The 15362-nt window shown below is 73.5% G+C and carries 10 protein-coding genes; 2 read left to right on the top strand and 8 right to left on the bottom strand.

All coding sequences use genetic code 11. The annotated features are described in order from the left end of the window. Window positions 1-13: 13 nt before the first annotated feature. Together ACIBF7_RS38765 and ACIBF7_RS38760 are read right to left on the bottom strand one after the other, a co-directional pair. Window positions 14-625 carry a glyoxalase gene (locus tag ACIBF7_RS38765; protein ID WP_219552005.1) on the bottom strand — a complete coding sequence of 204 codons (612 nt, stop codon included), beginning with the start codon at window positions 623-625 and terminating at the stop codon, window positions 14-16. Window positions 626-669: 44 nt separating this feature from the next. Beyond that, complete coding sequence (locus ACIBF7_RS38760) at window positions 670-1014, bottom strand: VOC family protein (RefSeq protein WP_148031031.1); 345 nt, start codon at window positions 1012-1014, stop codon at window positions 670-672. 135 nt (window positions 1015-1149) lie between these two features. Between ACIBF7_RS38760 and ACIBF7_RS38755 the strand changes: the two genes are divergently transcribed. Continuing rightward, window positions 1150-3945, top strand: a complete 2796-nt coding sequence (locus ACIBF7_RS38755) for an ATP-binding protein (RefSeq protein ID WP_397199342.1) — start codon at window positions 1150-1152, stop codon at window positions 3943-3945. On the opposite strand, the gene ACIBF7_RS38750 is transcribed toward ACIBF7_RS38755, so the two are convergent. The 3 genes from ACIBF7_RS38750 to ACIBF7_RS38740 all read right to left on the bottom strand — a co-directional run bounded on the left by ACIBF7_RS38750 (window position 3942) and on the right by ACIBF7_RS38740 (window position 7631). Next, complete coding sequence (locus tag ACIBF7_RS38750) at window positions 3942-5780, bottom strand: BTAD domain-containing putative transcriptional regulator (RefSeq protein ID WP_397199341.1); 1839 nt, start codon at window positions 5778-5780, stop codon at window positions 3942-3944. The genes ACIBF7_RS38755 and ACIBF7_RS38750 overlap by 4 nt on opposite strands. Window positions 5781-5951: 171 nt before the next feature. Next, window positions 5952-6242 carry a hypothetical protein gene (locus ACIBF7_RS38745; RefSeq protein WP_364236747.1) on the bottom strand — a complete coding sequence of 97 codons (291 nt, stop codon included), beginning with the start codon at window positions 6240-6242 and terminating at the stop codon, window positions 5952-5954. 381 nt (window positions 6243-6623) lie between these two features. Continuing rightward, window positions 6624-7631 (bottom strand): aldo/keto reductase, encoded by a 1008-nt coding sequence (locus tag ACIBF7_RS38740; RefSeq protein ID WP_148031033.1) that lies wholly within the window; start codon window positions 7629-7631, stop codon window positions 6624-6626. A 281-nt stretch (window positions 7632-7912) separates the two neighbouring features. Between ACIBF7_RS38740 and ACIBF7_RS38735 the strand changes: the two genes are divergently transcribed. Continuing rightward, window positions 7913-10777 carry a BTAD domain-containing putative transcriptional regulator gene (locus ACIBF7_RS38735; protein ID WP_397199340.1) on the top strand — a complete coding sequence of 955 codons (2865 nt, stop codon included), beginning with the start codon at window positions 7913-7915 and terminating at the stop codon, window positions 10775-10777. Window positions 10778-10787: 10 nt separating this feature from the next. Here the strand turns inward: ACIBF7_RS38735 and ACIBF7_RS38730 are convergent, their stop codons facing one another. The 3 genes from ACIBF7_RS38730 to ACIBF7_RS38720 all read right to left on the bottom strand — a co-directional run bounded on the left by ACIBF7_RS38730 (window position 10788) and on the right by ACIBF7_RS38720 (window position 15361). Then, a complete protein-coding gene (locus ACIBF7_RS38730; protein ID WP_222708908.1) occupies window positions 10788-12008 on the bottom strand; it encodes a S1 family peptidase in 1221 nt (406 codons plus the stop codon). A 150-nt stretch (window positions 12009-12158) separates the two neighbouring features. Further along, the gene (locus ACIBF7_RS38725; RefSeq protein ID WP_148031035.1) at window positions 12159-12827 is read right to left on the bottom strand and encodes a response regulator; all 669 of its coding nucleotides are present in this window, start codon (window positions 12825-12827) and stop codon (window positions 12159-12161) included. After that, complete coding sequence (locus tag ACIBF7_RS38720; RefSeq protein WP_364236756.1) at window positions 12824-15361, bottom strand: DUF4118 domain-containing protein; 2538 nt, start codon at window positions 15359-15361, stop codon at window positions 12824-12826. Before ACIBF7_RS38720 ends, ACIBF7_RS38725 begins: the two co-directional genes overlap by 4 nt. Window position 15362: the final 1 nt, after the last annotated feature.

Here is a 15362-nt window from a genome sequence, read left to right as displayed (position 1 = left end):
TGTGCGGAACGGCTCAGACGGCTGCGGGCTCCCAGACGAACCCGTCCGGGTCGGTGAAGGGCCCGGCGTCGCCGCCGATCACGAGCCGGTGCGACCCGGCGCCCTCCTGGGCGACTCCGGTGTCCTTGGCCAGCGCGCGGCGCGGGTAGAGCGCCAGCGTGACGGCCGACGACGGGGTGTCGAACTCGACGTACTTGCCGCCGAAGCTCTTGGCCACGGCCAGGCCGCGCTCGACGTAGAACCGCTTGCTCGCCTTGACGTCCGCCACCCCCAGCAGGAGGGCGACCTGCTCGATGCGCCGGGCGGCGGGGCCGGTGTCCTTCTTCTTCGAGGTCGCGATCTTGCAGATCGTCCCGTCCGGGGCGCGTACGACGCCGCCGTAGCCCCAGAACCCCTTCGCGGCCGGCTTCAGCGTCGTGGCGCCGGCGTCGAGCGCGGCGCCGATGAGGGCGTCGACGTCGCCCGGCTGGGCCGCCACGAGTGACAGCGCGAAGCCGCGGAAGCCGGTCGCCGGCGCGTCGGAGGCGCGGACGTGCACGTACGGGTCGAGGCCGAAGGCCCGGTAGAAGGCGTCCGCGGCGGCGGGGTCGGGGACTTCCAGGGTGACGGATGCGAAGGAGGTCATGGCGGTTCCTTTGGGAGAGTCGGGGTCGTGGTCGATCAGGGGGCTCATCGGTCCTGGATCAGTCCGAGGACGTTGCCGTCGGGGTCGGTGACGGTGGCCACCAGGCGGCCGGCGCCGACCTCGTGCGCGGCCTCCCGCACGGTGGCCCCCGCGGCCGTCATCTCGGCCACCTTCGCCTCGATGTCGGGCACGTGCCAGTACGCCACCGGCGAGGTCATGCCCTGCGGCCCGCCGCCGGGCACCAGCCCGATGTGCTGGCCCCCGGCCTCGAAGCCGACGTAGTAGGACGAGTCGGTCTGCGGCTCGACGCCGAGCAGGGCCGCGTACACGGCCTTGGCCTTGGCCAGGTCGGTCACCGGGTGCAGCACGGTCTTGATGGAGATGGTCATGGTCGCTCCTCGTGGTTCGTCGCTGGGTAAAGCCTGCCGCCCGGCCCGGCCGGTCCACATCCGTGCTCACCACGGAATCCGGCCACGGATCGACGGCACGGACCACGCACGGAGCGGATGCGCCAAACTGGGACAGTGGCGACAGAAGTGGATATCTCGGCTCGGGAAGCCGAGGTGCTGGACCTGGTCGGGGCCCATCTCAGCAACGCCGAGATCGCGGCACGGCTGTGCATCTCGGTGCGCACGGTGGAGAGTCACGTCTCCTCGCTGCTGCGCAAGCTGGAGGTGCCGGACCGCCGGGCGCTCGCCCGGCGCGCGCCAGAACCGGCCGGCGCCGCCCCGTCGCCGGCGCCGGTCCTGCCGGCCCCGCTGACCTCGTTCGTCGGACGGGCGAGCGAGCGGGCCGAGCTGGCCGAGCTGATCAAGACGAACCGCCAGGTGACCGCGGTCGGTCCCGGCGGAGTCGGCAAGACCCGGCTGTCGCTGGCCGTGGCCGCGCGGGCGGCCGGCGAGTACGCCGACGGCGTGTGGTTCGCCGACCTGGTCCCGGTCACCGATCCCGGCCTGGTCGCCACCGCCGTCGCCGGGGCCGTCGGCCTCGGCGAGGAGCCCGGCCGCGACCTGACCGAGTCGGTGGCCGCCGCGCTGGCCGACCGCCACGCGCTGCTGGTGCTGGACAACTGCGAGCACGTGCTGGACGGGGTGGCGCTGTTCACCGAGCGGCTGCTGGCGGCGTGCCCCCGTGTGACGGTGCTGGCGACCAGCAGAGCCCGGCTCATGGTGCCGTTCGAACGCGTGTACACGGTTCCGCCGCTGTCGCTGTCCGCCGACGGAGGGTCCGACGCGGTCGCGCTGTTCATGGAGCGGGCCGCGGCGGCGGGCCGGCCGCTGGATCCCGCGCTGCGCGACCAGATCGCCTCCGTCTGCGAGCGGCTGGACGGGATGGCGCTGGCGATCGAGCTGGCCGCCGCCCGGTGTTCCACGCTCGGGCTGGACGGCATCGCCGCCGCCCTGTCCCACCCGCTGCGGATGCTGACGGGCGGCTCCCGCGCCGACGAGCGGCATCGTTCGGTGCGGGGGGCGCTGGACTGGAGCCACGCGCTGCTGGAGCCGGCCGACCGGGCGCTGCTGCGCCGGGTGTCGGTGTTCGTCGCGCCGTTCACCGCCGCCGCGGCGGCGGAGGTGGCCGGGGACGAAGAGGGCATCGTCGCCGAAGGGCTGGCCCGGCTGGCCGAACAGAGCCTGCTCGTGGTGACGGCCGCCCCGGGCGGGACCGGGTACCGGGCGCTGGAGACCATCCGCCAGTACGGGATGGAACGGCTGTCCGAGGCCGATGAGCTGGCCGTCACCCGATCCCGCCACGTCCGCTGGTGCCTGGAGCGGGCCGACGGGCTGGCGGTGGCGCGGGAGGGCTGGCGGGCCGGGTTCGACGCGGTGGCGGACGACCTGCGCGCGGCCCTGACGTGGGCGGCCGACCGGCCGGAACGGCGCGCGGAGGCGTACCGCCTCGCCCGATCCCTGGCGGAGCTGACCTTCACCCGTAACCTGATCGGCGAGTCCCAGGAGCGCTACGAGCAGGCCGCGGCGCTCGCCGGCGACGCCGCCGCCGCGCCGATGCTCCGGCAGGCCGCCGCCGTGGCCGGGTGCAGGATGCGCGGCGACGACATGTACCGCCTGCAGCGCGCCGCCGCGGACGCCGCCCGCCGGTCGGGCGACCTCGCCGGCGCCGCCTGTGACCTGGCGATCGCCGCCGCCAACGCCTGCCGGTTCTCCGGCAAGTTCGTACGGGAACTGCCACCGGAGGAGACGGACGCGCTCATCACCCGGGCACGGGAGCTGGCCGGCGGCGACGCGGCCGCCGAGGCCGCCGTGGCGCTGGCCGAGGCCGGGCGGGCGCTCACCGGGGTCGGGGCGGAGGAGGGCCTGGACGACGCGGTCCAGGCGACGATCGCCCGCGCGGAACGAGCGGTCGAGCTCGCCCGCCGCACGGGCGACCCGCTCGCCGAGTCCGCCGCGCTCGACACGCTCACCTGCGCCCGGAGCTGGGCCGGTGACACGTTCGCCGCCGCGGGCACGGCCCGGCGGCGGATCACGCTGCTCTCGTCCGCGCCGGAGACCCCGGCCGGCACCCACGAGCTGATCGAGGCGCTGGGGGAGGCGGCCGAGGCCGGCATCGGCACCGGCGACCTGCCGGGTGCCCGCCGGTGGGCGCGGCGGCTCGCGGAGCATCCGTTGCTGGCGGAGGTCGGCCACCGCGCCACGGGCTGGCTCCTGGTGGCCGACGCGCTGGCGGGCGACGTCGAGGACGTGCTCACCGGCGGCGTACGGTTCCTCGACGCGTGGCAGCGGGCCGGCCGGCCCGCCAGGTCGGTCCTCGGCCCGCCGGCGGCCGCGGTGGCGATGACGCACGCCCTGCGTGGCGACCTGGACGCCTCGCGCGAGTGGAGCGCGGTGCTGGGCCGGCTCGACGACTCGCCGGGGAACACCCGCGGCTACGGGGCGGTCTTCGACGCGCTGCCGCTCCTCCACCGCGGGCAGGCGGCGGAGGCGCTGGAGCGGCTGGCGCCCGAGCCGGGCGAGGTGTGGCAGTGGGTCACCTGGATCTGGCTCCACTGGTACGTGGCGCTGCGCGCCGAAGCCGCCGTACTGGCCGGAAGCCCCGACGCCCGCGACCGGGTGGCCGGGGCACGTGCCGTCGTGGCCGGCAACCCGGTCGCCGGCGCCATCGTGGAGCGAGCCGGAGCCCTGCTCGACGGCGACCGGGAGGCGCTGCCCGCCCTGGCGGCCGCCTTCGACGCCGCGGGCTGCCGCTACCAGTCCGCGCGAACCCTGGTGCTCGCCGGCGGCGCCCACGCCTCACGCGGCGCCGCCACGCTACGCGACCTCGGACTCGCCCCGTTGCCCCCAGCTCCGGCGCCGCCCGAGGGCTAGAACCGGACGGGGGCCTCCGCGTCGATCGTGGATGGTCTGTATTCGCGCAGAAACAGCAGGGCGCCACGGGCCGCGTCTTGGTCCGGTGCCGTGTCCTGGCGTCGCATTTCCGCGGCCGCGTACGACCTGACCAGGCGGTGCAGCTCATAGCGGTGGGGGCCGGTCTGCTCGGCGAGGTGGTTCGCCACCAGGTGGTCGAAGTGGGCCCGTACCCGGTCGACCGGCATGCCGACGAGTGCGGCGACCGGGCGCGGGTCGAGCACCGGGCCCGGATGGAGACCGCCGGTGAGGCGCAGGACGCGCTTCGTCGTCGTGTCGAGCCGCTCGTAGGAGGAGGACAGCATGGCGTGCACCGCGTCGTCACCGGAGGCGACGGCGTCCGGATCGGCGTCGATGTCCCGTACGAGGTCCGTGAGCGGCAGCTCGGGCTGACGCGCGAGTCTCTCGCCGATGACGCGCAGGGCCAGGGGCAGGCCGTCGGACAGGGCCGCGAGGCGGCGCGCCTGGTCCGTCTCCCGCCAGGCCGGGTCCTTGGCGAGCAGACCGGCGAGCAGGGCGGCCGACTCGTCGCCTGACAGGGGGCGCAGGACGACCCGTGTCGCGGCGCCGCTCGCGACGAGCCCTCGTAGCTGGTTGCGGCTGGTGACGACGACCACCGGCCCGCGGCCCGGCAGGAGAGGCCGCACCTGCCGGGTGTCGAGAGCGTTGTCGAGCAGGACGAGCAGGCGGCGGCCGGTGGTGCGCGTCCGGAAGAGGGCGGACGCCGCCGTCTCGTCGGCCGGTATGTCGCCGGGGGCGACGCCGAGGCCGCGCAGCAGGGCGCGCAGCGCGTCGGCGGGTTCGAGCGCCGGCCGCGCGTCGAAGCCTCGCAGATCGAGGTACAGCTGCCCGTCCGGGAAGTCCCCGGCCACGGAGGCGCACCACCGTATCGCCATGGCCGTCTTGCCGACGCCGCCACGACCGACGACGACGGCGGTCCTGGCCGCGGAACCCTCCTCGGCCAGGGCGTCGTCCAGGAGCCGGAGCTCCTTGGCGCGGCCCACGAAGTGCCTGACGTCAGGGGGGAGCTCCCGTGGCGGCGTCACCCCCGGGAAGGCGACGTCGTCGCCGGACAGGATCGCCTCGTGCAGCTCGCGCAGTTCGCGGCCCGGCTCGATCCCCAGCTCGTCACGTAACGTACGGAACACCGAGCTGTAGACGTCCAGCGCTTCCGCCCTGCGCCCGCACCCGCGCAGCGCCGTCATCAGCTGGGCCCAGTGGCGCTCACGCAGCGGATGCTCCCGGGTGAGAGCCCGCAGCTCCGCGATCAGCTCACCTGGCGGACCTGCCCGGAGTTCCAGGTCGACGCGCCGCTCGACGGCGTGCTGATACTGCTCGGTGAGGATGGGCACATCCAGGTGGTGCAGCACGTCCGACTCCACGTTCTCGCACGCCGGGCCGCGCCAGAGGCCCACCGCCCGGCGCAGGAGCGCCACCTCGTCCTCCGGGCGGCCGGCCCGAGCCGCGAGACGCAGCAGCCGCCGGAACTCGAGCAGGTCCAGCCGCTCATGATCGAGCTCCATGACGTAGCCGCCGTCCCGCGTCCGGATCAGGCCGCCGTCGCCGAGCCATCGACGCAGGCGGACGACGTACGTCTGCACCACGCGGCGCGGGTCACGCGGGAGTCTGTCACCCCAGAGGCGCCTGGCCAACTGGTCCACGGAGACGCACTGGTCGGCGTGCAGGAGCAGCGTGGCGAGCAGGACCCGGTTCTTCTGACCCGGCACGGACGTCCGGATGCCCTCCTCGGTCGTGACCGACAGAGACCCCAAGATCGAGAAACGCGACGCCACCATGACGATCACCTTCGTGCGAGTGCCGGAGAACAGCCGCGGCACACGCTAGAGCGGACGGCGAGCCCGCTCGAACCTTTCGAACAGGGACTAACAGTCGCCCATGAGGCGTCACCCCCGGAAAAGCGGACCGCCGCGCGGACGAGGCCGGCGGCGGTGGCGAAGCGACGCGCGTCAGGACGGGCAGGTGCCCCCGTCGATGACCGTCATCCCCCCAGGCGCTATATAGCCGTTGCGCGACGGGACGGACAACCGGGAGTATTTCGTGTAATAGAAAATGATCACTGTGCCGCTGGGAATCGACCCCTTGGGGGTCCATCCCGTCGCCGTGCGATACAACGTCTTGCTGACGTTGAGCTTCGCCTGGGTCCAGTTGCACTTCGCGACCGTGGCTGTCGCGGCGGCGCTGCCGGTGAAGAGCGTGAGACCGACCGCGAGCGCGGTGCCGATAATGGCGATACGCACCTATATCCTCCGTTTCAAATCTGCTGGGGAACAGCGGGCAGGCTATTCCCGCGCACATTCATGCGGCCTTCGCGCCGCCTTCACGGGGTGTAGCGGTAGCCCATGCCGGGTTCGGTGATGAGGTGCCGGGGGTGGGCGGGGTCGCGTCCGAGCTTCTTGCGGAGCTGGGCCACTCCACACCTCGGCCAGCAGGTAGCGCTGGGGGATGAGCTTGCCGGGGTCGCGCAGCATGATCTCCAGGATGTGCCACTCGGTGGGCGTCAGCCGCAGGCCGCCTGACACGGTCTTGCGCACCAGGTCCACGGTGTGGTCGCCGAGGTGGACGGCGGCGAGTTTGGTGTCCCGCGTGGCGGCGCGGCGGGAGACGGCGCGGATCTCGTCTCAGGCGCCGGCCGTGTCGAGGCGGGCGAACTGCTCGTCGGTGAGCTTGACGTCGAGCGCCGGCAGGGCCGCCTCGTACTGCTGGAGCGTGCGCGGCCCGATCAGCGGCACGACCGTGGGCGAGGTCTGGCGCAGCAGCCACGCGAGGACCAGCGCGTTCGGCGTCACGCCCGCCTCGGCGGCCACCTCGGCGACGGCGGCGAGCCGGGCCTCGGCGTCCGGGCCGCCGTACGGCTCCATCGCCCCGTGGCCCTCGCGCTTGGCCGGGTCGTCGTAGATGCCCTTGAGGATGGGGGAGTACGCCACCAGGGTCAGGTCGTCATGCCCCTCCAGGTAGTCCAGCTGCTCGTCGTCCACGATCGACGCGTGCCGGAGCCCGGCGCGGCGGCGCAGGTACGAGTGCTGCTGCTGGAGCGCGACCGGCGCCGGCCAACCATGCCGGGCGCACAGCTGCCGGATGCGCTCCAGCCGCCAGGTCCGCGCGTTGGACCAGCCGATGTGGCGGGCCTTGCCGGCCCTGACGATCCCGGCGAGCGCCTCCAGAGTCTCCTCCAGAGGCGTGGCCCGGTCGTCGACGTGGACGTAGTACAGGTCGACGTGGTCGGTGCCGAGCCGGCGCAGGCTGCCGTCGATCGCCTCCCGCAGGGTCTTCGCCCCGGCCCCGGCGAACGTCCTGTAGGCCACCTCCCAGTCCGGCCGGCCGCCGGCCCAGACCGCGTCCAGGTCACGGGGGACGGCGCTGCCCTTGGTGGCCAGGAACACGTCCTCGCGCCGTCCGGTCCTGGCCAGCCAGCGGCCGATCAGCTCCTCGCTCTCGCCGCCGCGGCTGCCCCGGCGCTCCCACCAGGCGTAGCAGTCGGCGGTGTCCAGGAAGCCGCCGCCCGCCTCGGCGTACCGGTCCAGGATCGCGACGGCCTCGTCCTCCGGCGTGGCGGTGCCCATGATCATGCAACCCAGGGCGAGTTGGCTGACCTGTTCACCGGTACGGCCGAGCTGCACGGTCTTCATGTGATTCGCGTCCTTCCTCGATCTCGTGGCGATGACGCCCGCGATCCCGGCGGCCCCCGTGGCGCGCCCGTGTCATGACGCTAGAAGCTCGAGTGCGCTCCAGGTCAAGTGCCCGGCCGGTGGGCCACCGGGTTCGACGCCGAGTCCGGTGCAGCCGGTAAATAGACGTGGATCGATGCCGGGCCGGAGGCGATCATCAGGGAGTCAGTTGCCATGTCCCCCTGAAGATCGGGAATGTACGCATGATCCCGCCGGTCGGAAGGGGCTCTATGGGGGTCCCGATGGCCATGAAGCACGCTCCGGCGGACTCGACGGGCACGATACCGGCCGGGCCGCCGGTGGAGTTCCGGCTGCTCGGCGAGGTCGAGGCGGCGGCCGACGGCCGGCTCGTGGATCTCGGCCACGCACGGCAACGCCGCGTCCTGGCGGTGCTCCTGATCGAGGCCAATCGTGTCGTGTCGGCCGACCAGATACTGGATCGGGTATGGGGTGAGGCCCCTCCGCAACGCGCCCGCGCGGCCGTCCACGGCTATCTGTGCAGGCTGCGGCGGGTGCTGACCGAGATGGACGGTGTCGGCCTCGTGCGCCGGCCCGGCGGGTACGCCCTCACCGTCGACCCCATGACCGTGGACCTGCTCAAGTTCCGGAAGCTGGTCGCCGAAGCCCGCGAGGCGGAGGAGGGCGGAACCGCCCTGGCCCTGTTCGACCGGGCGCTGCGTCTATGGCGCGGCGACCTGGTGGCGGGGCATGACTCCGCGTGGCTGAACGACGTCCGTCATGGCGTGGCCCTGGAGCGTCTGGCCGCCGAACTGGACCGCAACGATCTCGTCCTCGACCGCGGCGGGCACGCCGGGCTGCTGGCGGAGCTGACCGCCTCCGCCTCCGCGCATCCGCTGGACGAACGGATCGCGGGTCAGCTGATGCTCGCCCTCTACCGCTGCGGCCGCCAGGCCGGCGCGCTCGACGTCTACGAACGGCTTCGGCGACTGCTCGCCGAGGAACTGGGCGCCGGCCCCACCCGGGCACTGCGAGATCTGCACGTGCGGATCCTGACCACGGATCCGGCCCTGGTCGTACGCGAGCCCGTGAAGGCGGCCGAACGGCCCGTCCAGCCGCTGATCCCGCGTCAGCTGCCCGCGCCACCGCGGTCGTTCACCGGGCGGGCCCGCCAGCTCGCCGCGCTCGGCGAGGCCATGCGCGCGCCGTCCGGCCTGGGGGGCACCGTGACGATCAGCGGTGCCGGCGGCCTCGGCAAGACGTGGCTGGCTCTGCGGTGGGCCCATGAGAACGCGGACCGGTTCCCCGACGGCCAGTTGCACGTCAATCTCCGGGGTTTCGACCCGGCGGCGGATCCCCTGCACCCGGCGGTCGCGGTGCGCTCCTTCCTCGACGCTCTCGGCGTGCCGCCCGCCGTGATCCCGCCGGATCCGGAGGCGCAGGCGGCGATGTACCGGCACCTGACCGCCGGCAGACGCATGCTGATCGTGCTGGACAACGCCCGCGACTCCGCCCACGTGGCGCCGCTGCTGCCCGCCACTCCCACCTGCGCCGTGCTCGTCACCAGCCGCCGCAGGCTGACCGGGCTGATCACCGCGCACGGCGCCCGGCCGCTGGTCCTGGACGTGCTGACCGAGGCCGAGTCACGCCGGCTGCTCACCCGCGAGTTCGGCGCGAGCCGGACGGCGGCCGAGCCCGAGGCCGTCGCCGCCGTGATCCGCCACTGCGGGGGCCTGCCGCTGGCGCTCGGCGTCATCGCCGCCCGCGCCGCTGTCCACCCCGGGCTCTCCCTCGGCGTGCTCGCCGGTGAGCTGCGGCAGGCCACCACCCGGCTGGACGCCCTGGACGGCGGTGAACTGGCGGTCAACCTGCGGGCGGTCCTGTCCTGCTCGTACGATGCCCTGTCCTCCGGTGCGGCCCGCGTCTTCGCCCTCCTGGGCCGCGCCCCGGGACCGGAGATCAGCCTGCCGGCGGTGGCCAGCCTCACGGCGCTGACCGTCACCCGTACCCGGGCCCTCCTCCGCGAACTGGTCAACGCGCATCTGCTGGACGAGCCGGTCCCTGACCGCTACCGGGCGCATGACCTGGTGCTGCTCTACGCGGCCGAGCTGTCCGGCCGTCTCGACGCCGGGGGAGCCGGGCTGAGGCGGCTGCTCGACCACTACCTGCACACCGCCCATCGCGCGGATCGGGCGCTCAGCCCGCACCGCGAGCCGCTGACGCTGCCCCCGCCCCGGCCCGGCGTCGTCGTGGCGGACATCGCCGACCACCGCGCGGCTCGGGCCTGGTTCGGCGCCGAGTACCCGGCGCTGCTGGCCACCGTCGACGACGCCGGGTCCGACGCGTACGTCTGCCGGCTGGGGTGGGCGCTCATGACCTTCTGCGACAGGCGAGGGCTGTGGCATGATCAGGCCGCGACGCAGCGCGCCGCCCTGGAGGCCGCCCGGCGTCTGGCGGACCGCCCCGCCGAGGCCCACGCCCACTGCGGCCTCGCGCTCGCGTACATCTCCGTGCGGCGGTACGGTGATGCCGGCGAGCACCTCCGGCAGGCCCTGCACCTGTTTCGTGCGCTCGGTGACCGCGCCGGGCAGGCCCACGCCCACCGCTGCATGGCCCGGCTGTTCGCACAGCAGGGCCACCACCGGGAGGCGCTGCCCCACGACGAGCAGGCATTCGACCTGTTCCGGACTCTGAAGAACCGGCGTGGCCAGGCCGCCGGGCTCAACGCCATCGGCTGGCACCACGCCCACCTGGGCCACCATCACCGAGCCCTCGCCCACTGCCGGCAGGCCCTGTCGCTCTACCAGGAGATCGCCGATCGTCAGGGCGAGGCGGCGACCTGGGACAGCCTCGGCTTCATCCGGCGCCGCCTCGGCCATCTCCGCCAGGCCGTCACCTGCTACGCGCGGGCGCTGGCGCTGTTCCGCGAGCTCGGCGCCAGGTACTCCGAAGGCCTGGCGCTGAGCTCGCTCGGTGACATCCTTCACGACGCCGGCGATCCCGCCGCCGCCCACCGCCACTGGCAGGACGCGTTCGACATCCTCGACCAGCTCGGCCACCACCGCGCCGAGGAGGTCCGGGTCAAGCTCGGCGGGGCGCGAAGCTCCGGTCCCTCGCGGCCGGTCGCGCCGCGAGGGACCGGATCGTGAGCCGCCGAGGTCACGGGGCCAGCCACACCTGGACGCCGAGCGCCTCGTCGTAGTAGTCGGCCGCGCTGAACACCTCGCCGTTGTCGCAGTTCCCCACGTGCGATCCGTACGCCGTGTCGTTGAAGGACCAGCCGCCCCCGCTGTCGCCACTGATGCCGACGTCGTTGTCGGTCCCGACCAGCCGCTCCGTCGGGAAGGGGAAGGGGGCGAACGTGCAGGTCACCGAGACGCTGTCGACGTCGGGAGTGCAGTGCCTGACGTTGGAGGACCGGCCGTACTGGCAGACGGACTCGCCCAGGCTGATAGCGGCCACCGGCTCCACCGACCTCGCCTCCCGCACGTCGGCGCTGCTGGCGTAGAAGATCCCCGCCAGTACGGGAACGCCGAAGTGGTACTCCACGTCGCCCCAGGCCCGGCGATGCTGGAACTGGGGCGTGATCGGGAACGACAGGCCCGCGTCGGTCCAGTCGATCTCGTTCATGCCGTCGCAGTGGCCCGCGGTGGTGATGCCGGGAAGCACGCCGTTGGCGAGGATCGGCCAGCCGCTGGTGCACTGGGAGCCGCCGCCGCGCACCCGTTCCCCGCCGAAGCCGAACTCCAGGCTCGTGACCGGCTCGTCCCGCACGGCGAGATCGATGTGCGGGCGCAGGCCCTGCGGCATCGCGGACAGCACGGCCTCCGGCCGCGAGTCGACCCCCGGCGTTTCGGTGACCTGGGCCGGGATCCGCCCCGCGCCCACGATGTCGACGGACGTGGCCACGGAGGTGAAACCGTAGGCCACGAGCGCCTTGTGCACGGTGAGCTGGCGCTCCTCCAGCTCACCGAACGAGTACGGTTGCCCGTCCACGACGTCGATGTCCACGTCCGCGCCGGCCACCAGCCGGTCGACGAACGCATCGGCCGGCCCCTTGACGTAGAGCGTCGGCGCACCGCCGGGAAGGGGGTTGACGGCCGAGCCGACGAAGATCTCCGGCCTCTCGCGCGCGACCTTCGCGGCGACGTCACCGACGGCCTCCGCCGCCTTGCGGTCCGCCGCGGCCTGCGCCAGGGTCCAGCCCTTGCCCTCCGCGACCAGCTTCAGATCTTGACGCAGGGCTTCCGCCGGCGACTGAACGGGCGGCGGGTCCGGTAAGCCGGTACGAGCCGCGGCCGAGGCCGGCGTCCCGGCTGACAGCAGCAGCGCCGCGACGACGAGGGCGACCGGCCCATGAATGCGTTGTCTCACTGACATACCTCCACCGTCGATGTGTAGGCGCCAGCCTGCGGGCCGCTCCTTCCGCAAATCTTCGGCAACCCTTGAATCCGCAGCTCAAAGGTCCGTGGGTCGCCCCCTTCGGATCCCCGAAGGGGGCACGCGGGTCCGTGGCCGGCCGCACGGGGGTCAAGGGGTGTAGCGGTAGCCCATGCCGGGTTCGGTGATGAGGTGCCGGGGGTGGGCGGGGTCGCGTTCGAGCTTCTTGCGGAGCTGGGCCATGTACTGCCGCAGGTAGTGGGTCTCCTTGACGTACGTGCTGCCCCACACCTCGGCCAGCAGGTAGCGCTGGGGGATGAGCTTGCCGGGGTTGCGCAGCAGGATCTCCAGGATGTGCCACTCGGTGGGCGTCAGCCGCAGGCCGCCTGACACGGTCTTGCGCACCAGGTCCACGGTGTGGTCGCCGAGGTGGACGGCGGCGAGTTCGGTGTCCCGCGTGGCGGCGCGGCGGGAGACGGCGCGGATGCGGGCCAGGAACTCCTCGATGCTGAACGGCTTGGTCACGTAGTCGTCGGCGCCGGCGTCCAGAGCCTCGATCTTGTCCTGGTTGCCGGCCCGCCCGGACAGCACGACGATGGGGACCCGCGTCCAGCCGCGCAGTCCGTGGATGACCTCCACGCCGTCGACGTCGGGCAGGCCGAGGTCGAGCACGACCAGATCGGGATGCCATTCGGCGGCCTGGCGCAGCGCGGAGGCGCCGTCGGTGGCGACGGCGACCTCGTAGTCGCGTGCCGTCAGGTTGATGCGCAGCGCGCGCAGGATCTGCGGCTCGTCGTCGACGACCAGGATCCTGGTCATGAGGTCGACGTCTCGAAGTGGACCGGCATGCTGACGATCATCGTGAGACCTCCTCCTGGAGTCTCCTCGGGGGTGAGGGTGCCGCCCATGGCCTCGGTCAGCCCGCGCGCGAGGGCCAGGCCGAGCCCCACGCCGGTGCCGTTGTCGCGGTCGCCGAGCCGCTGGAACGGCAGGAGGACCCGCTCGCGGTCCTCCGGCGGGATGCCGGGGCCGCGGTCGACCACCCGGATCTCGACCATGTCGTCCTGCCGGCTGCCGGTCACCAGCACCTGGTGAGCGGGCGGGCTGTAGCGGACGGCGTTGCTGATCAGGTTGACCAGCACGCGTTCCAGCAGGGCCGCGTCGGCGACGATCTCCGGCAGCTCGATGGAGACGTCGCTCCTGACACGCCCGCGCAGCGGGCCCAGGTCGTCGATCGCGCGGGGCACGACCTCTTCCAGGGCGATGGGCTGGAGCGACAGGCCGAGGACGCCCGCCTGCAGGCGGCTCATGTCGAGCAGGTTCTCCACCAGCCGGCCCAGCCGGGCCAGGGACTCGTCGGCGGTCGCGAGCAGCTCCTCACGGTCCTCGTCCGTCCAGGTGATCTCGCGGTTGCGCAGGCTCTCGACGGAGGCCCTGGCGGCCGACAGGGGGGTGCGCAGGTCGTGGCTGACGGCGGCGAGCAGCGCGGTGCGCATGCGGTCCGCCTCGGCCAGCGGCCTGGCCCGTTCGGCCTCCTCCTCCAGGCGCTCCTGCCGCAGCGCGACGGCGGCCTCGGCGGCGAACGCCTCCAGGACGCGCCGGTCGCCGGCGTCCAGCAGCCGCCCGCGTGCGGCGAGGACCAGCTCGTCGCTGATCACCACGTCGGTGTCGGCCGCGGCGGGCGCGGTGCAGGGGGCGGAGCCGGAGACGGCGACGATGCGCCAGGCTCCGGGTTCGGACTTGTCGTCGGGCGTGGGCTCGCCGACGCGTTCGAGCAGGGTGACCGAGTCCAGGCCGAACGTCTCGCGCAGCCGGGCGAGCAGCGAGGGCAGCGCGGCCTCGCCCCGCAGCACGTGCCCCGCCAGCGTGGACAGCACCTCGGCGTCCGCCCCGGCGCGGGCCGCCTGGCGGGTACGCCGGGCGGCCACGTCCACGATCGTGCTGACCGCCACCGCGACCAGGACGAACACGATGAGCGCGAGCAGGTTGTCCGGATCGGCGATCGTCAGCCTTCCCGTGGGCCGGGTGAAGAACCAGTTGAGCAGCAGCGACCCGCCCACCGCCGTGGCGATCGCCGGCAGCATGCCGCCGATCAGCGCCACCACGACGACCAGGCACAGGAACAGCAGGATCTCGCTGGGCAGCGAGATCACGTCGCGGAACGGCCAGAGCGCGGCGGTCACCGCCGGCAGGCCCGCCACCGCCACGATCCACCCGGCCACCCGCCGCTTGCGGGTCAGCGCCGCCCGCGCGCGTTCGGGCCGCCGGCGGCCCCGCTTGACCTCCTCGTGGGTGACGAGGTGGACGTCGATCGAACCGGACAGCGCGGTGGTCTCCAGGCCGACGCCGCGGGAGAGGATCTGCGCGAACCTGCCGCGCCGGGAAGCGCCCAGGACGAGCTGGGTGGCGTTGACGCCCCGGGCGAAGTCCAGCAGGGCGCGGGGGATGTCGTCGCCGACCACCTGGTGGTAGCTGCCGCCCAGGCTCTCCACCAGCGCGCGCTGCCGGGCCAGGCTCGCCGGGTCGCTGGCGACCAGGCCGTCGGAGCTGGTGACGTGCACGGCCAGCAGGTCGGCGCCTTTGGTGCGGGCGGCGATGCGCGAGGCGCGGCGCACCAGGGTGTCGCCTTCCGGGCCTCCGGTCAGGGCGACGACGACGCGTTCGCGGGTCTCCCAGGTGGTGGTGATGCCGTGCTCGGCGCGGTAGCGGTCGAGCTGGTCGTCCACCTTGCCGGTGACCCAGAGCAGAGCGAGTTCGCGCAGGGCGGTGAGGTTGCCGACCCGGAAGTAGTTCGACAGCGCGGCGCTGACCTTCTCCGGCGCGTAGACGTTGCCGTGGACCATCCGGCGGCGCAGCGCCTCCGGCGACATGTCGACCAGCTCGATCTGGTCGGCCCGCCGTACCACCTCGTCGGGCACGGTCTCGCGCTGCGGGACGCCGGTGATCTCCTGGACGACGTCGTTGACCGACTCCAGGTGCTGGATGTTCACCGTCGTCACGACGTTGATGCCGGCGTCCAGGATCTCGTCGATGTCCTGCCAGCGCTTGACGCGTTCGGAGCCGGGCACGTTGGTGTGGGCCAGCTCGTCGATCAGCGCCACCTTCGGCCTGCGCGCGATGACGGCCGCCACGTCCAGCTCGGTGAAGGCGGCGCCCCGGTGGACGATGGTCTTGCGGGGGACGATCTCCATGCCCTCCAGCAGGGCGGCGGTGCGGGGGCGGCCGTGGGTCTCGACGAAGCCCACGACCACGTCCCGGCCGCGCTCCCGGGCGCGGCGGCCCTCGGCGAGCATCGCGTACGTCTTGCCGACCCCGGGCGCCGCCCCGAGGTAGACCCGCAGCCGCCCCCGCACG

Source organism: Nonomuraea sp. NPDC050478 (assembly GCF_044458265.1).
Lineage (GTDB): Bacteria > Actinomycetota > Actinomycetes > Streptosporangiales > Streptosporangiaceae > Nonomuraea > Nonomuraea ferruginea.
Note: the sequence above shows the minus strand (reverse complement) of the source record. Positions and strands in the feature narration are given on the sequence as shown.